19 protein-coding genes are annotated in these 22623 nt (G+C 42.7%); 11 read left to right on the top strand and 8 right to left on the bottom strand.

What is annotated here, in order from left to right; genetic code table 11:
- Positions 1-511 precede the first annotated feature (511 nt).
- From B3763_RS07900 to B3763_RS07860, 9 genes are all read left to right on the top strand, one after another.
- Positions 512-1888: a sigma-54-dependent transcriptional regulator gene (locus B3763_RS07900; RefSeq protein ID WP_189629488.1), complete on the top strand. Its 1377-nt coding sequence runs from the start codon at positions 512-514 to the stop codon at positions 1886-1888.
- A 10-nt stretch (positions 1889-1898) separates the two neighbouring features.
- Positions 1899-3227: a sensor histidine kinase gene (locus tag B3763_RS07895; protein ID WP_229838565.1), complete on the top strand. Its 1329-nt coding sequence runs from the start codon at positions 1899-1901 to the stop codon at positions 3225-3227.
- 51 nt (positions 3228-3278) lie between these two features.
- Entirely contained in the window at positions 3279-3518 is a 240-nt protein-coding gene (locus B3763_RS07890) for an acyl carrier protein (protein ID WP_189629486.1), read from the top strand.
- 131 nt (positions 3519-3649) lie between these two features.
- Positions 3650-4486 (top strand): UDP-2,3-diacylglucosamine diphosphatase, encoded by an 837-nt coding sequence (locus B3763_RS07885; RefSeq protein ID WP_189629485.1) that lies wholly within the window; start codon positions 3650-3652, stop codon positions 4484-4486.
- 4 nt (positions 4487-4490) lie between these two features.
- Positions 4491-5633 carry a glycosyltransferase family protein gene (locus B3763_RS07880; RefSeq protein ID WP_286745474.1) on the top strand — a complete coding sequence of 381 codons (1143 nt, stop codon included), beginning with the start codon at positions 4491-4493 and terminating at the stop codon, positions 5631-5633.
- A 94-nt stretch (positions 5634-5727) separates the two neighbouring features.
- Positions 5728-6099, top strand: coding sequence for a thioredoxin (gene trxA, locus B3763_RS07875; RefSeq protein ID WP_189629483.1), 372 nt, complete (start codon positions 5728-5730; stop codon positions 6097-6099).
- A 32-nt stretch (positions 6100-6131) separates the two neighbouring features.
- Positions 6132-7724 (top strand): TlpA family protein disulfide reductase, encoded by a 1593-nt coding sequence (locus B3763_RS07870; RefSeq protein WP_286745470.1) that lies wholly within the window; start codon positions 6132-6134, stop codon positions 7722-7724.
- Positions 7725-7771: 47 nt separating this feature from the next.
- The gene (locus tag B3763_RS07865) at positions 7772-8758 is read left to right on the top strand and encodes a bifunctional methionine sulfoxide reductase B/A protein (RefSeq protein ID WP_286745467.1); all 987 of its coding nucleotides are present in this window, start codon (positions 7772-7774) and stop codon (positions 8756-8758) included.
- A gap of 110 nt (positions 8759-8868) precedes the next feature.
- Positions 8869-10035 (top strand): DUF3667 domain-containing protein, encoded by a 1167-nt coding sequence (locus B3763_RS07860; RefSeq protein ID WP_286745465.1) that lies wholly within the window; start codon positions 8869-8871, stop codon positions 10033-10035.
- Here the strand turns inward: B3763_RS07860 and hemL are convergent.
- From hemL to guaA, 3 genes are read right to left on the bottom strand one after another with little or no spacing between them, the layout of a single operon-like run.
- On the bottom strand, positions 10029-11324 hold the full coding sequence (hemL, locus tag B3763_RS07855) for a glutamate-1-semialdehyde 2,1-aminomutase (RefSeq protein ID WP_286745463.1): 1296 nt from the start codon (positions 11322-11324) through the stop codon (positions 10029-10031). The two genes, B3763_RS07860 and hemL, sit on opposite strands and share 7 nt — an antisense overlap.
- A gap of 2 nt (positions 11325-11326) precedes the next feature.
- A complete protein-coding gene (locus B3763_RS07850; RefSeq protein ID WP_286745460.1) occupies positions 11327-13144 on the bottom strand; it encodes a tetratricopeptide repeat protein in 1818 nt (605 codons plus the stop codon).
- Positions 13144-14673: a glutamine-hydrolyzing GMP synthase gene (gene guaA / locus B3763_RS07845; RefSeq protein WP_189629477.1), complete on the bottom strand. Its 1530-nt coding sequence runs from the start codon at positions 14671-14673 to the stop codon at positions 13144-13146. Before guaA ends, B3763_RS07850 begins: the two co-directional genes overlap by 1 nt.
- Positions 14674-14895: 222 nt before the next feature.
- On the opposite strand from guaA, the gene B3763_RS07840 reads away from it, so the two are divergent.
- Together B3763_RS07840 and B3763_RS07835 are read left to right on the top strand one after the other, a co-directional pair.
- Positions 14896-15303 carry a DUF3052 domain-containing protein gene (locus B3763_RS07840; protein ID WP_189629476.1) on the top strand — a complete coding sequence of 136 codons (408 nt, stop codon included), beginning with the start codon at positions 14896-14898 and terminating at the stop codon, positions 15301-15303.
- Positions 15304-15389: 86 nt separating this feature from the next.
- Positions 15390-16748 carry a cell envelope integrity protein TolA gene (locus B3763_RS07835; RefSeq protein ID WP_286745457.1) on the top strand — a complete coding sequence of 453 codons (1359 nt, stop codon included), beginning with the start codon at positions 15390-15392 and terminating at the stop codon, positions 16746-16748.
- A gap of 251 nt (positions 16749-16999) precedes the next feature.
- Here B3763_RS07835 and B3763_RS07830 read toward each other — a convergent pair whose 3' ends face one another.
- Genes B3763_RS07830 through hisG form a run of 5 tightly spaced genes read right to left on the bottom strand, consistent with a single transcriptional unit; the run spans position 17000 to position 22291 of the window.
- Positions 17000-17929 (bottom strand): hypothetical protein, encoded by a 930-nt coding sequence (locus B3763_RS07830; RefSeq protein WP_286745455.1) that lies wholly within the window; start codon positions 17927-17929, stop codon positions 17000-17002.
- 23 nt (positions 17930-17952) lie between these two features.
- On the bottom strand, positions 17953-19050 hold the full coding sequence (gene hisB, locus B3763_RS07825; RefSeq protein WP_286745452.1) for a bifunctional histidinol-phosphatase/imidazoleglycerol-phosphate dehydratase HisB: 1098 nt from the start codon (positions 19048-19050) through the stop codon (positions 17953-17955).
- 55 nt (positions 19051-19105) lie between these two features.
- Complete coding sequence (gene hisC, locus B3763_RS07820) at positions 19106-20155, bottom strand: histidinol-phosphate transaminase (protein ID WP_286745449.1); 1050 nt, start codon at positions 20153-20155, stop codon at positions 19106-19108.
- Positions 20148-21434 (bottom strand): histidinol dehydrogenase, encoded by a 1287-nt coding sequence (gene hisD / locus B3763_RS07815; protein WP_286745447.1) that lies wholly within the window; start codon positions 21432-21434, stop codon positions 20148-20150. Before hisD ends, hisC begins: the two co-directional genes overlap by 8 nt.
- Positions 21431-22291, bottom strand: coding sequence for an ATP phosphoribosyltransferase (gene hisG, locus B3763_RS07810; protein ID WP_286745445.1), 861 nt, complete (start codon positions 22289-22291; stop codon positions 21431-21433). The genes hisD and hisG overlap by 4 nt, the downstream gene beginning before the upstream one ends.
- Between the last annotated feature and the right edge of the window lie 332 nt (positions 22292-22623).

Genomic DNA, 22623 nt, shown 5'->3' with positions numbered 1-22623 from the left:
ATCAAACGAATAGACTATATCCCACCCCGCCAGGTTGCATGTAAGTGTACAGAATTAAAACAGAAATTGATCGAAAACGAACACAATCGAACACCGGAAGAGCCCATTGGGCATAAAAAAAGGCTCGGTATGGTCAGCACCGAGCCCAAAGGTCAAAAACTCAAAATATCTGAATTAATCTTTAAATTAATTCAAAACAACAGGTGCAATATAAACACTTTCATTTCATCTGCAAAACCAAATTCTTTTAAAAGTAAGGTTTTTTCGCCTGCACCCGAGCCGATATCTGTACGTACCTGTTTTTAGCAAATTTCACCTCAATTTATTGCTATTACGCACAAAGCTCAGGAGTTTTCAATGCTCGCATAAGCGATACTTTTCAAGAAAAACACGTTCATAATCGGACTAATTTTGTTGCGATATCGGACATCCTCTAAAACTAATCCCCTATATTTCGCTTCTATGCCAATTGGCATTATTTCAGTTGCAATAACTTTTCAAATACAAGCTTGTGGACAAAGAACTGGGAAAAATACTGATAATAGATGATGACGAGGACGTGCTCATTGCAGCCAAACTCTTGCTGAAGAAGCACGCCAAAGAGGTGATTATAGAAAAGAACCCCAAGAAGATTCCTTTCTTAATGAACAATGGGACCTATGATGTCATATTGCTGGACATGAACTTCAGTAAAGACATTACCAGTGGTAAAGAAGGGTTCTATTGGTTGGAACAGATTTTAGAAGCCGACCCCAAAGCAGTGGTTATATTGATTACTGCCTTTGGCGATGTAGAAATGGCCGTGCGGGCTCTCAAAGAAGGGGCCACCGACTTTGTATTGAAGCCCTGGCAAAATGAAAAACTTCTCGCCACACTCTCTTCGGCCATTAAACTAAAGCAGAGCTACAAAGAAGTAGAAAAGCTCAAAAGCGCCAAAAAGCAGCTGGAAGATGATATAAGCAAGCCTTTTAAAGACATTATAGGAGACAGCCCCGCCATGAAGAATGTCTTTAGCATAATAGACAAAGTAGCGGGCACCGATGCCAATGTGCTTATTTTGGGGGAAAACGGTACGGGTAAAGAGCTTGTGGCTCGTGCACTTCACCAGCGTTCCCTGCGCAAAGACAATGTATTTGTGGGGGTAGACATGGGAGCCATTACGGAAACACTGTTTGAATCGGAGCTATTTGGCCATAAGAAAGGCGCCTTTACCGATGCCAAGGAAGACCGAGCTGGTAGATTTGAGGTAGCATCAGGAGGCTCGTTGTTTTTAGATGAGATTGGCAACCTGAGTATGCCTCTTCAGTCTAAATTGCTTACCGTACTACAAAGCAGGCAGGTGACCCGAATTGGAACCAATAAACCCATAGATATTGACATACGCCTTATTTGCGCCACCAACATGCCGGTGTACGATATGGTTGCCGAAAATACCTTTCGGCAGGACTTGCTTTACCGCATCAATACTGTAGAAATTCACCTTCCTCCTTTGCGCGAGCGACAAGACGACATTAATCTTTTGGCCGACCATTTTGTGAAGGTCTACTGTGAAAAGTATAGAAAGCCCCCCAAAAAAATCGCTCCGTCTACTTATAAGAAACTATCGAAATACTCCTGGCCCGGCAATATCAGGGAGTTGCAACATGCCATTGAACGCGCAATTATTATGAGCGAAGGCAATGTATTAATGCCAGACGACTTCTTCTTTCTGGTTCAAAAAGCCGACTCCCAAACAGAAAGTGTGGATAATCTGAATCTGGATGAGGTGGAAAAGAATGTGATTCTCAAAGCCATTAACAAGCATTCTGGTAATATTTCTAAGGCAGCCAAAGAGTTGGGGCTTACACGTGCCTCATTGTATCGAAGATTAGAAAAGCATGGGCTTTAAAAACTTAAGAATGGCCATAATTATTAGAGTCACCTTATTGGTTGGCTCTATTTTTCTTTTGGCCTACGCCTACATAGAAACCGCCAATAATGTAAATGCTTTCTTCATTGCACTATTGGTGGCCCTTCAGGTCTATTTTCTAATAAGAACCCTGGACAAAACCAACCGAGAGATTGCAGGTTTCTTAAGCTCTATTAAGTATGATGATTTTACCACCACCTACCCCACTTCAGGAAGAGGTAAATCCATGAATGAGCTGTACAATGAATTCAACACCGTAATTAGAAAGTTTAGAGAAATACGGGCCGAAAAAGAGGCCAATTACCACTATTTCAGGACCATTGTGCAACACGTAGCCATTGGCTTGGTTACTTTCAACAAGCTGGGAGAAGTTCAGATCATTAACAGTGCGGCAAAGAAACTCATTGGCATAGATAGCATCAACAGTATTTTTGAGCTGAGCAAAGTAAGTCCTAAGCTCGTAGAGTCGCTTGTAAAACTAAAAACCGGAGGAAGTGCCCTGATTGAACTTACCCGTGAAGGCACCCGAACCCAACTCTCTATTTATGTGATTGAGCTGGTATTAAGAGGCGAAGAGTTTAAGCTGGTGTCTATTCAAAACATACAATCGGAGTTGGAAGAAAAAGAAATGGATGCCTGGCAAAATCTGATTCGTGTGCTCACACATGAAATCATGAATTCGGTCACTCCATTATCATCTCTTGCCAATACTGTAGAAGTAAATCTGGTAGACAATATTGAAGATGATGTTCCGATTGAAAAGGAAGAGCTCGAAGATATTTATCTGGCTGTGCAAACCATTAAAAGAAGAAGCGAAGGGCTCATACGCTTTGTTTCTGACTTTAGAAACCTCACACGTATTCCTGAACCGAAGATCCAGGAGATAGAAATAAGAAAACTTGTTGACCACATTAAGCTTTTACTTTCTCATGAAATGGAAGTAAAGGGTATTGACTTTGTTGTAAATATTGTACCCAAAGACTTAAAACTGCATGTAGACAAAGAACTGCTCGATCAGGTTTTAATTAACCTCATTCAGAACGCCATGCACGCCCTGGAAGAGAATGAAGAAGATAAAACCATAATTATCAATGCGTTTGTGAATGAATATGGTCGACCAACCATTAAGATTAGAGACAATGGTTCCGGAATAGACGAAGAAGCTTTAGGTAAAATCTTCATTCCTTTTTTTACCACCAAAAAGCAAGGATCCGGTATAGGTCTTTCATTATCCAAACAAATTATGCGCAAACACGGAGGCGCCATAATGGTCCGTTCGGTGATCAATGAAGGCACAGAATTTACCCTTAGGTTTTAGATTTATATTGAAATGGTTTAACTTCCGCCAACCAATTTTACCACCAACCGAATGAGCAAAACGCTAGAAAAGGTAACCCAAATACTTGTTGAGAAAATAGGCATTGCCCCTACAGAAGCCACATTGGATGCTAACTTTATTAAAGATCTGGGGATAGACTCTCTCGACTATGCCGAAATTGTTATGGAGTTTGAACAGTCTTTCAACATCAGAATTCCTGATAGTGATGCCGAAAAACTTCAAACCGTTGGACAAGCCGTGAAATATATAGACGAACAACTCAAGGCTTAGCCTATATTAAGGCAATTTTAACCCTCCTTGTATCTACCTTCTTTTTTATAGCATTCAGATAATTCACTGGTCATAAAGGGGTCACATAAAGATGTGATATTGTTTTAACCCTAACCCCCAAACCTCAGACAGTGAAAAATGAATGTAAAACCATCATTGTTTCTGATGTTCACCTAGGCACAAAGGGCTCTAAAGCCAAAGAGCTCGTAAGGTTTCTAAAGCAATACAGGTGCGAGAACCTGATTCTAAACGGTGACATCATAGACGGCTGGCAACTCAAAAAGTCAGGCAAATGGAAACGTAAGCACACCCGCTTCTTCACCAAAATATTAAAAATGATAGAAGAAGATGGCACCAAAGTAACCTACCTGAGAGGCAATCACGATGACTTTCTCGATCAGATTCTACCCTTTGCTGTCGGCAATTTAAAAATCGCCAGAGACCTTGTTTACACCAGCCATGGTAAAAAGTACTACATCACCCATGGCGATGTTTTCGACTCAATTACTACCCAATTCAAATGGATTGCCAAGTTGGGCGATATAGGGTATACTTTTCTACTGTGGCTTAACAGACAATACAACTACAGACGACTGAAAAAGGGGCTTCCTTATTTTTCGCTCTCGCAAAAAGTAAAAGGTAAGGTAAAGCAGGCTGTAAAATATATCGATGATTTTGAAACACAACTCGCCAGTATGGCCCTGTACAAAGGGTGTGAAGGCATAATATGCGGACATATTCATCAGCCCGCTATTAAACACATTAATGGCATACATTACTTGAATTCCGGAGACTGGGTTGAATCAATGACAGCTTTGGTAGAAGACAAGAAGGGTGAGTGGAGCCTTGTGTATTACAGCGAAAGCAACCAAAAGGAAAAAGATGAAAGTGATGAAAAAACCATTCCTCTTCATGCTTACACCGGCAATGGGACAAAAGAAGTAGCAGCAACAGCAAGTCAGGCATAATCACATGAAAGTTCTTTTTATTGTTCAGGGCGAAGGAAGGGGACACATGACACAGGCCTTAGCTTTAGAAAAAATATTGAGCAATGCCAACCACCAGGTAACCGCCATTGCGGTTGGCACCAGTAACCGAAGAAGCATCCCCAAATTTGTAGCGCAAAACACCAATGCTAATCTAAAGACATTTAAAAGTCCCAATTTCTACTTCGACAAAAACAGTAAATCTGTAAACCTTTGGAAAACAGTCACTTTTAATCTGCTCAGCACCCCCCTTTTTCTGAGAGAGCTCATTCGCCTGCACAAGTTTAGGAAAGAGTTTAAACCCGATCTTATAGTAAACTTCTACGACATACTGGGAGGATTATATTTCGGACTGTTCAGACCCACTACTCAAAGAGTGTGTATCGCGCATCAATACCTCGCACTACACAATAGCTTTCCCTTTGCAGAGGGTTTCAAAACCCAGAAATGGGCCTTCCGGCTCAACAACCAACTCACTGCCATAGGCAGCCATAAAATAATAGCCCTTTCATTTAGACCTCTGAAAAGCGACTCCCCCAAGCTCATTATAGCCCCACCGCTTTTAAGAAAGGAAGTTTTTTCGCTCACTCCGACAAACGGAGACTACATTCTGGCCTATGTGGTAAACAAAGGCTACGCTCAGGAAATCATAGAGTGGCATAAGGAAAACAAGAAAATTAAAATCCATTGTTTTTGGGATAACAAACAACTGCCCGATGAGTGGAAACCCCATAAAAACCTCACCTTTCACTACATCAACGATCAAAAATTTTTACACCTAATGGCTGGTTGCGCGGGTTATGCCTCAACTGCCGGCTTCGAGTCCATTTGTGAAGCCATGTACTTAAACAAGCCTGTATTAATGGTTCCGGTAAAAGGGCAATATGAGCAGGCCTGTAATGCACAAGATGCCAAACTGGCCCGTGCCGGCCTGAGCAGCACCACCTTTAACATAGGTCTCTTGTTAAAGCACATTACCAAAGGCCACTCACCCGGCCCTACATTCTCCAACTGGTTGAACGGCCATGAGGAAAAGTTTTTGCGCGCACTAGAAACTACAAAAACTGAAACTAAAAGGCTGCCAACCTGGGAGAGCTACAAAGGTGTTCCCCGATGGAGCAACGAGTAATCAATACCCCTAAAAGTAACCTGTGTTACATTGGTTATACTTCTATGGAACTGTTTGTTGGCTGCAAGACTTAAATGTTTGTAATTTGAGAAGTATGAAAACAAAACAATTAAGTCTGGCTGATTTTGAAACCAAGGTATTCAACTACAAGAAAGAAAAAGAATGGAAGTTTGAAGGTGAAAAACCGGCCATTATAGACTTTTATGCCGATTGGTGCGGACCATGCCAGATGGTAGCTCCAATCTTCGAAGAGTTGGCAGCAGAGTTTCCGGAAATAGACATTTACAAGGTAGATACCGAAGTAGAACAAGAGCTAAGTGCCATGTTTGGAATCAGAAGTATTCCCAGTATTCTTTTCATTCCGAAAGACGGTAGACAGCCTATGATGCAGTCTGGCGCACTTCCCAAAGAAGTACTCAAGGATGTGATCAAAAAAGAATTGTTAGGCGAGAACGAAACTAACTAGATAGTGGTAAAACATTACAAGTATATTTAGGAATGAAACACACTTCATTCCTTTTTTTGTGCCTATTCATTTTGTTCTCATGTTCTGATAAAGCATCAGAGACTATTATTAAAAAGAAAGAAAAGGCTGACCAAATCACGTTAATTTTCAACAAACCAGTCCGAAATGGTTATTATGAAATACCAGGTTCAAACGGAAGTCATCAATATAGAACCGAGAATGGTGATGAAATCCAATTCATAGATGATAACCTGATTGACCAGAGACTTCCACTTAATATAGGCTCCGAAAAAGACACAGTCATTATCAAAACTGGTCGTGATCTGATTGAAGTAAGATTAATGTATAAAGGAGTTGATAACCTTAAATATCTATTTCAAAGTGGTGATACCATTGAATTCAATTACAATGGCATCAAACCAATTGCTAGAGTTCTAAACAGAACCGAGACTTATGAAGTAACAAATTTCAGTCTTATTCAAAGAGACAGTCTGGCCTTTGATGAATATACTGCTATGGACATCATGAAGCTACCAGTCCTATTGAACTATAGAGCAAAGAATTTACCGAGAGATGAGTATCTTGAGTTTGTTAATGGGATAGAACCCAATGCCCGAAAAAACCTACCTGAAGAACTTGAGAGAACATATTCAAAGCTTGAATCACTCCAAGAGAGAAATCAAATCAATAAACAACAATTCAACTACAGACTTACCAACATCTATTTTCAACTCACTGAACTTTTGGCTTCCCCTTTGAATAAAAAAGGAGTAGAGTCTGATAAATTCAGTACTCTTTCAGGGCTTCGTAAAGAACTTCTGAATAGGTACCCAAACTTGCCTGTAGATCGAAGTGATAGTCTATTTTTTAATTCCAGTTTTTCAAAATATTTTGATTACTCATCCTCTATTGAGTTCAGCTCAAAAGTAGACCAATACAAATATAAAACTGAAACCGCTGGAGGTAGAATCACCAATTATCCTCGGGCATATGATTCGGTTCAGGTGGCAAGCCATTTAAGCCAAATAGAGAAGAAGAAACTCCATTACTATTATGTAGAGTACATATTCAAAGATGCTGGCTATTTCCCAATTGAGATCCGATGGGAATACCTCAATAAGTTCAAAAATCAATATCAAGATACCGCAATGGTCAATCACTTGATCAATAAATACAATATCAAATTTTCTATTGGTGATGATTTAGAGCTGATCAACTTAAAGAAAGAATCAACCTCTTTGGAAGCTTTAGTAGCCTCTAATCAGGATAAAGTAATTTATGTCGATTTTTGGGCTAGTTGGTGTGCCCCTTGCATTAAAGAAATGCCTTATTCAAAGAAGATTCAAACTGAATTTGATTCAGACCAATTAATCTATGTTTATCTATCTGCCGATCGTAAAGACTTGCCATGGGAAAATGCCATAAAAAGGCATGAATTAAACACCGGACTTCATTTTAGAATAGAAAATGCAGGATATACCACAAAAATGGAAGAGCTCAACATTCCAGCCCTTCCACATTATATGATCTACCACAATGGTCGGCTAGTTAACAAAGATGCACCACGGCCAAGCGAAAGAGAAAAACTAATTGCAGAGTTTAACCGATATTTGGGCAAACAATAAACTTTCTGGCAAAAGCACTTGTTCTTTCTGCCATAAACCAATTGCCTATGCTTACCTGGTCAGATGTCATTAAATTCACCAACAACGGAAATCCCAAACCCGATAGAAGGGTAGAAAAAACCGAGGCTGAATGGAAAGAAATACTTACTCCGGAACAATTCCAGATAGCCCGTTTAAAAGGAACCGAACGGGCGGGTACAGGTGAGTTCTGCGAAAGGCATGAACCGGGGCTATATGGCTGTGTTTGCTGTGGCACTCCCCTCTTCGATTCCAGGGTGAAGTTCGAATCAGGAAGCGGCTGGCCAAGCTTTACCCAGCCTGTAAAAGAAAATGCCATTAAGTATGAAAAAGACACCAGCTATGGCATGGTGAGGGTAGAAATTATGTGCAACACCTGCGATGCCCACCAGGGACATGTTTTCCCCGATGGTCCGGAACCCAGTGGTCTTAGATACTGCGTAAACTCTGCCTCCATGCAGTTACTTTCTACCGAACTTACAGAAGCAACTGCCATTGTTGGAGGCGGCTGTTTTTGGTGTACAGAGGCCGTTTTTCAGCGAATAAAAGGGGTTCATAAAGTAGAATCCGGTTACGCAGGCGGCTCTGTTAAAAAACCCACCTACCGGGAAGTAACAAGCGGACGAACAGGTCATGCAGAAGTAATCAGAATTACTTATAACCCAAATGAACTGAGCTACTCAGACCTGCTAAGAATCTTTTTCTCCACTCACGACCCCACCACACTTAACAGGCAAGGGTACGACACAGGCACGCAGTATCGTTCCATAATTATAACCTCCGGTGAAGAAGAACAAAAAATTGCTGAAGAAGTAAAAACTGAAATGGGTGACTACTTCGAAGACCCCATAGTTACTGAAATAACCGGCACTGCGGCATTCTACCCGGCAGAAGACTATCATCAAAATTACTTTAATGACAACCCCAACCAACCCTACTGCATGGCAGTAATTAACCCTAAAGTGCAGAAGTTGAGGGCCATGTTTAAAGACAGACTCAAAGAAAGCGAGGCCTGAGCCCTACTTTTTCTTCTCGTTGGTGCACCGTTATTGATTAGATTCGGTAAGGCAAGCCTTTTACCACTTGCCTACTTCTGCTATATTTGATAGTTCGGTCGTACCAGAGCATGATAGAAAAGAAAAGAAGAAGCAACTCTTGTAACAACTGCGGCTCCAGCCTGCACGAAGACTATAATTTTTGCCCGGTATGCGGTCAGGCTAACACAGACAATAACGTTACATTTTACACGCTCATTAAAGAGTTTGTCGATAATTACCTGGGGCTTGACTCCAAGCTTGCCCACAGCCTCGTTCCTTTTCTTTTTAAGCCCGGAGCATTGACCAATCGTTTTCACGAAGGCAAAATTAAGCACTTCATTCATCCGGTAAGGCTGTATTTGGTCATGAGCCTTTTTTACTTCTTTACCATAAGCTACCTGCTCTCAGACTTTAACCTTAAAGACCTTAGCGATGACTCCGAGATAACTACCGCCAGCCTCGATGCTTTAAGGGACAACGACCGCTTAAAGGTTCTCTCCGACAGTGTGAAAATGGCCTTGATAGAAGACTCACTGACTCAGAAATACAGTGGAATAGTCTCCTTTAGTCAATTGTTAGACTCGCTAGAGGCCGACTTTTCCGAAGACTTTATAGAAGACACAAAAGTGTCACTTTCTACCGTTGAGTTACCCACGTCTGAAGACGAAGAATGGGTAGATAAAATGCACCGCTTTGCCAGAGACAGACGAATGCCCGATTCTGTATTTTGGGACTCTCTACAAGGCAATGGAGGCAATATTGAAGGTAATTTTCTTAGCCCCAATCAAAAAGTGCATGTGTATGCCCAAACCCGGGAAATCTTTGAAAACGATGAAGGCTTTAAAGGTTTTGTGCTTGGCAACCTACCGCTGATGATGTTCATTCTTATTCCGCTTTTTGCCGGAGTGCTAAAGTTTGTCTATGTACGGAGAAAACACCTGTACATTAAGCACATTGTTCATGCCCTGCACATTCACTCATTTGCCTACCTGCTCTATGGTTTAGGCTTATTAATTATGTATAAGATAGTTACTAAAAACACCTTTCCGGCATGGGATATTGACGCAGCCCGAGCCATTATAGGGGTTGTATTTTTTATACTCACCAGTACTTATGCCTATATTTCATTTCTGAAAGTATATAAGCAGGGATGGTTTAAAACCCTTATTAAATTCAATATTGTAGGCTTTGTTTACGCCTTCTTCTTGCAAATATTCTTCTACCTGGAAATATTCATCAGTTTCTGGTACTACTGATGAATTACCCGCAGCGACTCGTTGCTGGCTTCCACAATTCTGTCTACAAGATTAGGTGTAATGGATTTGGATATGAACCAAGACTCAAACTGCGATGGTGGCAAATAAACCCCTCTCTTCAGCATTTCTCTGAAGTATTGGCCAAAGAGGTTCAAGTCAGACTTCTTGGCGTCTTCAAAATTCGATACCTTTTCGGAAGTAAAGAAAATACTAATCATAGAACCTATTCTATTGATGGTATATGGCAGCCCAAGGTTATCGAGCCCTTCCTGCAAGCCATTCTCCAACTTGGCCGTAATGAGGGCCAGATCGCTATATAAGGTTTGGTCTTCTTTAATCTGACTTAACATAGCCAACCCCGCGGCCATTGCTACAGGATTACCACTCAGAGTCCCTGCCTGATACACCGGACCTACAGGGGAAACAAAATCCATTATTTCGCGCTTGCCACCGTATGCTCCTACCGGCATACCCCCGCCAATTATTTTACCAAGGGTGGTAATATCAGGTTGCACATCGAATACGCCTTGCGCTCCGGAAGGTGAAAGACGGAAACCCGTCATTACCTCATCGAAAATGAGCACTATTCCTTCCGCATTACATATTTCACGCAAACCTTCCAAAAAACCCTCCGCAGGTAGTACACAGCCCATATTGCCGGCTACAGGTTCTACAATAATAGCGGCTACATTTTCTTTATTGGCCCGAACAGCCTCATGTACTTTGTTAATATCGTTGAAGGGTACAGTAACCGTATCTTGGGCAGTACCTTTCGTAACACCGGGACTATTGGGTTCCCCCAGCGTAATGGCTCCGCTACCAGCCGCAATTAAGAACGAATCGCCATGCCCGTGATAGCAGCCCTCAAATTTGATCACTTTCGATCGTCCGGTGTAACCTCTGGCCAATCGGATGGCCGACATGGTGGCCTCTGTCCCTGAGTTCACCATTCTAACCTTTTCAATAGAGGGCACCATCTCACAAATAGTTTTGGCCATTTCTATCTCAATGGCCGTTGGTGCTCCAAACGAAAGGGATCCTGAAATGGCTTTCTGTACAGCCTCTTCTATTTTGCTATTGGCATGGCCAAGAATCATTGGGCCCCAGGAGTTAATCAACTCAATGTATTCATTGCCATCCTCATCGAAAATAAAGGCTCCTTTAGCCTTCTTTATAAAAATGGGATTGCCTCCTACGGCTTTGAATGCCCTTACAGGAGAATTAACACCTCCTGGTATATATTTCTGAGCCTCTTCAAAGAGGTTGTTGCTTTTTGTAATCTGATGCATAGCTATTGATCTTGCAGTTTTACCACACGAGCGTCTTTCACTCTTAGATAGGGCATATACCGATTGTCGTTTGTCAATCGGTAATTCAGCTTTTCAGTGAGCGTTCCGGGAACCTCCTCACGCCTTCTCAAGCCCACCTGAAAATATTTTCCATACTCGCTTAGTAGCTTGCCATAGGTCACCACCAAATCGTAGCCCAAATAGGCATCGCCCAAACGTTCTTCTTTCACAGGACTTGCACGAAAGGTGTTAATATAATTCCTTCTGAATTCGGCCACATTGGCGCTGGAATAGTCTATAAAGTTACTTCCTACAAAGACAGTATTTAGTCGCTCTAACTGGCCAAACGAAAGTGATTGTTCTGCTGCCAAAAAACGGCTGGACGACAAAAACTGAATGGCATCCGGCCTGGCTGCAATGCCGCTCAAAGCACTGGTGGAAAGTGAAGAAAAATCGGAAGCTATGTATACATGCCCTAAGCTGTCTGGCAATATTCTGAGTGTGTCCCTAACAAAATCACGCTCGGTATACTTTTCCCAATTGGGGTCTCCTGCTGCACGCAAAGAATCCATTTCGGCAAACATCCTGGCTACTTTGGCAGAGTCTTTATCTACCTCAGTCTCTGCTATCAGTAACTGCTGAATCTTAACCGATTGATCAGCCGGAACCCTCATGAAAATGGTCACATTGAAGGAATCCTTTTCTATCAGTTCCTTGTAGAGCTTAGCTCTTTCATAATCGGCTTGGCCGGAGTAAAACACAGCTACTCCTTTCTTCTTATTAAAATGTTTTTTGGCATACTCGGCCGACCGAATAGCAATGGATTTGTTGCTTGGGTAGTATAAAAAGGCATAGGGATTCTCAATCAGTATTTCTCCATTGGAAGACAAGGGATTCACCATGTTGATTTTCTTTTCTCGCGAAAATCTGGTCATGGTTTCAACTGCACTTTGTGTTACCGGCCCCAGAATTAAGTCGAGGCTATCCAGCTGACCGGAGTTAATCATACTTTCGAGAGTCCTGTTCGCATCGCGCGTATCGATGGTTATCAGATTGACTTTGATTCCCTCCTCTTCGAGCTTCTTTACCCCAAGCAAAGCACCATGATACATTCGGGTAGTCCAGTTAGTCTCTAACTGCACACGCCTGAGTGAGTCATTACGATAAGCAAAAGGCAGAAACAGGCCTATATTATATACTTCCTTTTTTGGAGAAAAGGCAATGCCTTCAAGGCTAAGAGATAGCTCCAAATTATAATTTTGCTGAAGAGCTTCTAGCAGGTCCATATCCTGTTCTACCACAGGCAAATCCAGCATTACATCGGCTAGGCGCGAAGCAATCTTATCATCATTAAACTCGGTCAGTAACGACTTAAGACTGTCAACACCCGAAATGTGTACCAGTGCTTTTTCCTTTAAAGCGGTTACCGAAGGCGCAAGCTCTTCTGCAGATACCTGATTGAGGTGTCTAAATGCATCGGCCACCTTCCCCTCTTCAACGGCAATTACCCCCAACCAATAGTTAAGGTCTTCGTCAACACCCCAGCTGGGATATTTGGATTGAATTTGCCGAAACAGATTCTTGGCTGTAGTTCTATCTCCGGTCTTATAGGCCGATATGGCATAATAAAACGAGGCGTATCTGACCATATCATTGTCAGAGTCCATGCCCGATAGGGCCTGAAACTTACTAATGGCCAATGCATACTGCTCCTTATCGAAATAAGACTTCCCTTCGTCAAACAGCTGCTTGATGTTCTGGGCTTGTAAGAGTCCAGAAATTAAAATCAATAAAAACGTAAACAGAATTCGTTTTATCATTATTCCCATTCAATGGTTGCTGGCGGCTTAGAGCTTATGTCATACACCACCCTATTAACTCCTTTTACTTTATTAATTATTTCATTCGATACATCTTGTAAGAAAGCGTATGGCAAGTCTACCCAATCGGCCGTCATACCGTCTACACTGGTCACTGCCCTAAGTGCCACCACTTGTTCGTAGGTTCTTTCATCGCCCATTACACCCACCGACTGAACCGGTAAAAGTATAGCACCTGCTTGCCAAACCTGATCGTACAACCCTTTGTTCTTGAGGCCATTGATAAAAATGGCATCTACCTCCTGAAGAATGGCTACCTTCTGTGGAGTAATATCTCCCAATATTCTAATTCCTAAGCCTGGTCCGGGAAACGGATGACGCCCCAGAATATTTGGATCAATCTCAAGGCTTCGGCCAACATTACGAACCTCATCTTTAAAGAGCGTGTTCAGCGGCTCCACCACCTTCAAGTTCATTTTCTCCGGCAATCCTCCAACGTTGTGATGTGATTTTATTGTAGCAGAAGGACCCTTCACGGAAACAGACTCAATAACATCGGGGTAAATGGTACCTTGCCCCAGCCATCTTACCCCCTGAATCTTGTGTGCTTCCTGATCGAAAACTTCAATAAAGACTCTTCCTATAGCCTTCCGTTTGCCCTCAGGGTCAGAAATGCCTTTCAGCGCAGCGTAGAACTGATCCTTAGCGTCTACCCCTTTTACATTAAGGCCCATGCCTTTATACGACTCCAAAACAGACTCAAACTCATTCTTTCTCAAAAGCCCATTGTCCACGAATATACAGTGCAGATTTTCGCCTATGGCCTTATGAATAAGCACTGCAGCCACCGAAGAGTCTACCCCACCGGATAATCCCAACACCACCTTATCGTTGCCTAGTTTCTGCTTCAGCTCTGCCACTGTAGATTCCACAAAGATATCAGGGGTCCAGTCTTGCGCACAGCCACAGATGTGTACCACAAAGTTTCTGAGCAATATCTTTCCTTCTTCGGAATGTGTGACCTCAGGGTGAAATTGAATACCGTAGGTGGCTTCATTCTGTACCTTGTAAGCCGCTACATTTACACTTGCTGTACTTGCTATTACTTCAAAGCCCTGTGGCAATTCTTTAATGGTATCTCCATGAGACATCCACACCTGGGAATCGAGGCTAATTTCTTTCATCAAATCGAAATGCGTGTCTACTCTACTCAGGCGGGCTCTACCGTACTCTCTTATTTCTGACGGAAGCACGTTGCCTCCGTATTTCTGAGCCATGAGCTGGGCCCCATAACACACTCCCAAAACAGGCATTTTACCTCTAAACTGGTCTACATCAATATCAGGAGCATCGGCCTCGCGCACAGAGCATGGGCTACCCGAGAGAATTACCCCTTTTATATTGTCAGTTATTTCTGGTATTTGATTGTAAGGATGAATTTCGCAGTAGACATTGAGTTCTCTGACCCTTCTCGCTATCAGTTGAGTGTACTGCGATCCAAAATCTAAGATGAGGATCTGTTCTGCCATGCGCAAAAATAACACTAGCCCCGACTTATCACTAATTAAAACCTACTATTTCTAAAATTCACATACAGACTTTTATCTTTAGGAAATAGCTGATAATGAGCATCTCAGCATTTTTTATAATTCAGTAGATAATTTCGTATATAATATATTTCAAAATATTATTGTGAAATATGTAACTTTTTAAAAATATAATTCGTAATAATAAATGTATTTCAAATAAACATGGCAGGATACTCAGGAACACCTTTAGTGAAAAAACTCGGAATAAAAGAGCATCATCGGATGCTCGTTATTAACGAACCTGAAACTTACTGGGACAATCTAGCCCCGCTTCCGGAAGGGGTTGAGATTTACGATAAAATACCTGCCGGAGCCATAGACTTTATCCACTACTTCTGTCTTTCGGCCGAAAAGCTGAAGTCGGAAATTCTAGAACTCAAATCTTCATTGAAGAAAACAGGAATGTTGTGGATTTCCTGGCCAAAGAAATCCTCCAAGGTTCCCACAGACCTGAGTGATATGATTGTTAGAAATACAGGTCTTGAAGCAGGGCTTGTTGACGTCAAAGTATGCGCTGTAGACAGTATTTGGTCCGGACTTAAGTTCGTGTACCGCGTCTCAGACCGCTAAGCTTCCAATTTTATTTCAAGAACCATTATGTACCGACCTGGAAGGTCAACAAATAAACTATGTATAACCTTTAACCAATTTAAACTATGACTTTTTTAGGAATAATTATTATCATTTTAGGGCTTATTACCCTGATTGTGAGGCCCTTTCTGGCTGAGGAAGACGAATTCAAGGAAAACACCACCGGTGAGGTGATTAAAATCCGGTCCAAAGCATCACCATGGCTTCTCATGTTCAGCCGTAAAATATCGCTAATCATTGTAGCCATAGGAGCTTTCCTGATTATGATACCCTACCTTTTCTTTTGGGCCGAACCGGGTTACCAATACTTTGTGGTATACCCCAATGGAAAAAAAGACGCCATTATGTCTGAGGGAATCAAGTTCCGAGGCTTTGCAAAGATCACCCCCTGGCAAAAATTCATCGATGTTAAAGTGGTGGGAGAAGGAGAAGATACCGAGGAAATTGAGGGAAAAATGGATCCCATCCCCATCCGGTTCATCGACCAGGTTACAGCTACAACAAAGTTATCAACTCGTTTTCAGCTACCTGCAGACAAGGAGTCTTTCATCGAGTTGGCTATCGAGTTCCGTAGTCTACAAAACCTCGCACAAAACACCCTAATTCCCACAGTAAGGGAGGTGGTATCTAATACCGGCTATATGTTTGCCGCCCAAGATTACATCTCAGGTTCTGCCTCTGATTTCCGGGTAGCCATTGAAGAGCAATTAAAAGATGGTGCCTATAGCGTTGAAAAAACAGAGTATAGGGATACAGTGGTAACGGCCATTGAGCAAGAAAACCGAGAGATCAAAGAAGTGCAGACCCGGTATGAGGTTAAAAAACGCGTGGATGAGCATGGCCAGTTTATTCGGATTCCACACGACATTAATGAAAACAACATTATAGTGGCTCAGGTAATTGTAGACGATGTAGTGTTGGAGCAAGTGTTTAAACAACGACTGGAGGCGCAACGAGACGAATCGGCCAAAAGGCAACTGGAGCAGCAAAAAATAAAAACCGCTAAAGATGCTCAGGCCAGAATTATAGCCGAGGGTGAACGAGACAAAGCAGCCGAAAGGGTGGCTCAAGAGAAAGAGCAGGTAAAAGCACTAATCTCCATTGAGACTAAACTTAAACAAGAGGAAACCAATAAGAAGCTAGCGGCCATTGCACTCGAAACAGAGAAGCTAAAGGCTTCGGCCCAGAAAGTAAAAGCTGACGCTGAAGCATACCAGAACGCCAAACTTGTTTCTGCGGGTCTTACCCCACAGCAACGTGCCGAGCTGGAAAAGGAGATAGCGATTGGAGTTGCTAAGGAGTTGGCCAAAATCAAATTCCCTACAACCATGATTATGAGCAACGGTGAAAATGGAGGGGGAACACCCCTAGAAGCCTTAATTGGTGCAGCAATGACGAAGCAACTTACAACCGGTGGCAACTAGGCATAAGTAGAATTAAAAAAACGAGGCTACTCAAAAACCAGGTCAGCCTCCCCCTGAACTTGCCTGTGGCAAAGGCAGGTTTCAGGGTCTTCATGGTGCTGATTATCGAACTCATAGATTCTAAAATGGACCTATCTGTTGGTAGACAAACTCAGAACGACAAGTTTTAAAGCTTTTGAGATAACCTGGTTTCTGTTTCAGGCCATTAAAGGTGCCTGCTATTTTACAAAACCTGCGATCATAATCTGTGGCTAATGATCATCAAAGGCCTTGCCCACATAATACCGAACACCAAAAGAAAAGGTGTTCCAATCCCACGCCTTAAGACCATAGTTATACTCCATTCTGAGACCAAAGTCTCTGTGCCTGTAAAGGACCTGGTTTCGCCAAAAAAGTGGGTAATCTCTATTGCCAATGTAACCATGGTAGCCCGATATGTCTGAGCCAATCAACCAGTTTCCGTAGGTAAATTCACCTCCTATCCCATACAGTGGAGCATCGTTCTGTAAATTGCTGGAACCATTGGGCAGTCCGTTCTGATTCGTTTGCCAGGTGAGAAATCCGAGCATCCATTTGAGCAAAAAAGACGATTGCTCGTTGTTCCAAAGGGTTTTGCTAAACTGGGCATCCCAGTTGAGCATACCATGATCGGAGAATCGGGCATTGACTAAATTACCTCCTGTGGTACTCTTAAATTGAGTACGGAAAGTTACATTGAGAAAGCCTGATTGATCTTCATCGAAAACCCTGAATATGAACCCTCCTATGATATCGCCTGTATTTCTTCCCTTCCCATCAAAGGCTGTCATTCTTCTTAGATCTCGTGTAGCTTCAGACACTACCCAAGATTCGCGCGGAATACTACTGGCAAAGAGCATAACCCTGTTTTTTGCCAATGGCAGATTGGTAGCCAGGAAAAAATTATTGGTCTTATCGCCACCACCACGGTGAAAATCGCCTCCGGCATCGAACCAAAACTCATTATCTATTTTACCATTGTACAAGACAGGCACTCTCAAGGCATTGGGGCCTAAAAAACCAGGTGAAATATTTTGGTACCGGTTTCTGAATGGCCCTGCAGCATTGGGATAGTTGTGCAATGCATCCCACCAGTCGAGATTTTCCTGAGCACAGACCTGAATACTCAACAGCAAGGAAAGAAATAAAAAAATATTCCGCATGGATTTAGAATTGACCGGCCAAATTACAAAGTCCCTTTTGTTGAAGGAAGTTTATCGAGTTCATTTTCATTGCGCTGCGCGGCCATCTTAATGGCTTTGGCGAATGCCTTGAAAATCGCTTCAATTTTATGATGCTCATTTTCTCCTTCCACCTTTATATTGAGGTTGCTCTTAGATGTATCTGAAAATGATTTAAAGAAGTGCATAAACATTTCGGTGGGCATATCTCCTACCTTTTCTCGGCTAAACTTAGCGTCCCATACCAGCCAAGGCCTTCCACTAAAATCTATCGCCACCTGAGCTAAGGCTTCATCCATCGGAAGTAGAAAACCATAGCGGTTTATTCCTTTCTTATCACCAAGGGCTTTTAGGTAAGCTTCTCCCAATGCGAGAGCCGTATCTTCAATGGTATGGTGTTCGTCTATGTGCAAGTCTCCCTTTACATGCACTTTAAGATCGGCACCGGAGTGTTTACCTAACTGGTCGAGCATATGATCGAAAAAGCCAAGTCCGGTTTGATTATCGCAAGTCCCCTGACCGTCAAGATTCAATTCTACCAGCACATCTGTTTCTTTTGTGGTGCGCTGCACCACGGCTTTCCGGTCGGGTAAACGAAGGAACTTGTAAATTTCATCCCAACTTGTTGTAGACAACACAGCCCTTTCGTCTTTCTCTTGAGAGATGAAAATGGCCTTTGCACCAAGGTTTTCGGCCAGTTGAATGTCGGTTTTTCTATCTCCTAACACATAGGAATTGGACAAATCATAATCTCCCTCTAAATACCTGGTTAGCAATGCCGTGCCAGGTTTCCTGGTAGGTGCGTTTTCATGTTCAAAAGTGCGGTCGATACAGATTTCATCGAACACAACTCCTTCATTCGCCAAGGTCTTCAGCATTTTATTGTGAGCGGGCCAAAATGTTTCTTCTGGAAAAGAATCGGTTCCTAAACCATCTTGATTAGTAACCATTACCAGTTCATAATCGAGCTGTTCGGCTATTTTTCTGAGGTTAGAAATAGCTCCCGGTAAAAACTCCAGTTTCTCCAAAGAATCTATCTGAAAGTCGGTGGGCGGCTCCACAATAATGGTTCCGTCTCTATCGATAAATAATACTTTTTTCATGGTTGGTTTTTCAACATCATTGCGAGCCTGCCTACAGACAGGCTTGCTATGAGGATTAGTTTGACAACTTCTTTAATTCTTCAATCAGCTTTTTATTGTCTTCTTGGGTGCCAATGGTTATCCGAATCCCGTCTTCGCATAAAACCACTTTAGACCGGTCTCTCAAAATCACCTGTTGGTCAATCAATTTCAAGTACACCTCTCGTGCTTCATTAATTTTCACCAGAAAGAAGTTTGCATCTGATCGATACACCCTCTTCACTATAGGCAGCTTTTCCAACTCGGTTTTCAGTATCTCCCTGTTTGCAAGAATCTGCGCAACCATTTGATCCTTCTTTTCCAGATTATTGAGTGCTCCTATAACGGTTTGTTGAGTCAGCCCACTGAGGTTGTAAGGAGGTTTTATCTTATTCAGTATACCCACAATTTCGGGAGAAGCAAAAGCCATTCCCAACCTCAACGAAGCCAAACCCCAGGCTTTACTCATGGTTTGCAGCACTACAAGGTTGGGAAACTCCTTAAGTCGATGAATGAATGAAGGCCTCTTCGCAAAGTCTATATAGGCCTCATCTACCACCACTATGCCTTTGAAAGCCTTTAGCACAATCTCTATTTTCTCAAGGCTCACATCGTTTCCTGTTGGGTTATTAGGCGAGCAAATCCAAATTAGTTTTGTGTCGGGCTCAATGACAGAAAGTAATTCCTGAATGTCCAGGTCATACTGATTGGTAAGTAGCACCTCTTTAACCTGCACATTGTTAATATCTGCACTTACCTTGTACATGCCGTAGGTGGGCGGATTGATAATCACCTTATCTTTCTGTGGTTCGCAAAACGCCCTAAATAGCAAATCGATAGGTTCATCGCTCCCATTTCCCAGAAAAATTTGATCAGGACTAACAGCCTTGATTTCTGCCAACCGTGTTTTGAGAGCGTACTGATACGGATCAGGGTAGCGGTTCCAGTTATCTTCCGTTATGGAACCTAAAGGGTTTTCATTGGCGTCTAAAAATATTCCCTCACTCCCTTTATAGTCATCTCTTGCCGATGAATAAGGCACCAGTTGCTTCAAGTGAGGCCTTAATAAATCGTTTGGGTCAAACATCTCTCAGCGCGTTAAGTCTTACGGTTACAGCATTCTTGTGTGCCTGAAGTTCTTCAGCTTCGGCCATTTTTTCAACCACCGGACCAAGCACTTTCAATCCTTCAGGGCTAATCTCCTGATAGGTTATTTTCTTCACGAAACTATCGAGTGAAACACCACTGTACATTTTAGCATAGCCATTCGTGGGTAAGGTGTGATTCGTTCCTGAGGCATAATCTCCGGCCGATTCGGGGGTCAAATGGCCCAGAAACACGGAACCTGCATTGATAATCTGGTTAGCAATTCTCCATGGTTCGCTCACACTCAGTATCAAGTGTTCTGCTCCGTATTCATTGAGCAGTCCAATGGCTTCGTTTTCGTTTAAAACTATGGCCACACTATTTTTCAAGGCCTGACTAGCCACACCCGCCCTGGGTAGTGCAGCCAGTTGTGTTTCTATGGCCTTTTGAACCTGTTGTATCATAGCTTGAGAATTGGCCACCAAAACCACCTGGGAGTCTGACCCATGTTCGGCCTGTGAAAGCAAGTCGGCCGCAACAAACTCAGGACTTGCCGTACCATCGGCATAAATCGCTACTTCGGATGGCCCGGCAGGCATATCTATTGCCAAACCGAAGCGCGTAGATAATTGCTTGGCAGCGGTAACGTATTGATTGCCGGGGCCAAAAATTTTGTATACCTGAGGTATGGTTTCTGTACCAAAAGTAAGCGCGGCAATGGCTTGTGCACCTCCCACCTTAAAAACTCTGGATATACCCACTACCCTGGCGGTGTATAAAATGGCCGGGTGAACCTTTCCTTCTTTGTTGGGTGGAGTGCACAGCACTATCTCCCGACAACCGGCTAGTCTGGCCGGAACTGCGAGCATTAAAACCGTTGAAAACAATGGGGCTGTTCCACCGGGTATATAAAGCCCCACCTTCTCAATACCTACCGACCTGCGGTAGCACTTCACTCCCGGCATTGTTTCTACCACCAGCTCGGGTTGTTCCTGAGCCTTGTGAAACGCTTCAATGTTAGATTTGGCAGTGAGTATGGCTGTTTTCAGTTGAGAGTCAACCAGTTTTTCGGCTTGTTCAAACTCCGACTCAGACACTTGAAAATCTTCTATATCTACTCCATCGAATTGTCGGGTAAGTTGCCGAAGGGCAGAGTCTCCCTTCTGCTTTACCATCTCCATTACCGGTCTTACTTTTTGCTCTATTTCCTCCAAGTCCATTGTAGGACGCTTGAGTAACTGAGACCATGAAGACTTATCCGGATTTATAAAGACTTTCATTGGATCATCTTTTCAATTGGCACCACCAAAATACCTTCTGCTCCTGCTGATTTAAGGTCTTCTATAATCTGCCAAAAATCGTCTTCCTGAATTACAGTGTGCACTGAACTCCACCCTTCCATAGCCAGGGGCAATACTGTTGGGCTCTTCATACCCGGCAAAATCTTAATGATTTCCTGCACCTTATTATTGGGTGCATTGAGCAGAATGTACTTGTTGTTTTTGGCTGCCTGAACAGAGTTGATCCGAAATATCAGCCGATCGAGGATGGCCTGCTTTTCGGGAGCCAGGTTCGGTGTAGCCAGTAATACAGCCTCCGACTTGTAAATCACTTCTACCTCTTTTAGCCCATTGCTAAGCAGGGTAGATCCGGAGCTCACTATATCGCAAATACCATAGGCCAAACCTATGCTTGGTGCTATTTCTACCGAACCGCTGATTTCATGTATATCGGCCTCAACACCTTGAGTTTTTAGAAAGTCGCCCAGAATTTTGGGGTACGATGTAGCCAGGCTTTTGCCTGCAAAATCCTGCACACCGTTATACTCCTCATTTTTATCGATGGCCAAAGAGAGCCTACACTTTGAGAACCCCAAGTGCTTTACCCAGGTTACCTCTTTGTTTTTTTCTTCGGCTTCATTAGCTCCTACAATGCCAATATCGGCAATACCGTCTTGCACATACCCGGGAATATCATCGTCTCTTAAGAAGAGAAATTCCATCGGGAAGTTGGTTGCATCGGCTTTTAGTTTGCCGGTACCGTTATTCACTTTTATGCCACACTCTTTGATTAGTTTTAAGGAGTCATCGCTCAGGCGGCCTTTCTTTTGAATAGCTATTCGTAATATATTCTCCATCTGAATTATTCAACTGGTAAGTTTAGAAAATGATTAAAGAAAACTGGAAAGGGAAGCGACCGCGTAGGCCACATAGGGGGTTGCAATATCTCTCTCAAGAGAGATGGTGGAAATGATGAGCGTGGAAATGTGCGAGAATCATTTGCATTGCGCTGCAAAGATAGTGTAGCTACTGAACCGTACAATGAAAAAGTGAAATATCTACCCCTTTAATTATTCTGCACAACCCGGCAACACACTCAGCCCATATAAGAATTAGAGCAACTAATAGGGTTACTTACTTAAGTCGCAAGAAGTATATTTCTGAACCTTGCCTCCATTTGTGTCTTCAC

This window comes from Roseivirga sp. UBA1976 (assembly GCF_002336325.1).
Taxonomy (GTDB): domain Bacteria; phylum Bacteroidota; class Bacteroidia; order Cytophagales; family Cyclobacteriaceae; genus Roseivirga; species Roseivirga thermotolerans.
This window is presented reverse-complemented; position numbering and strand designations above follow the sequence as displayed.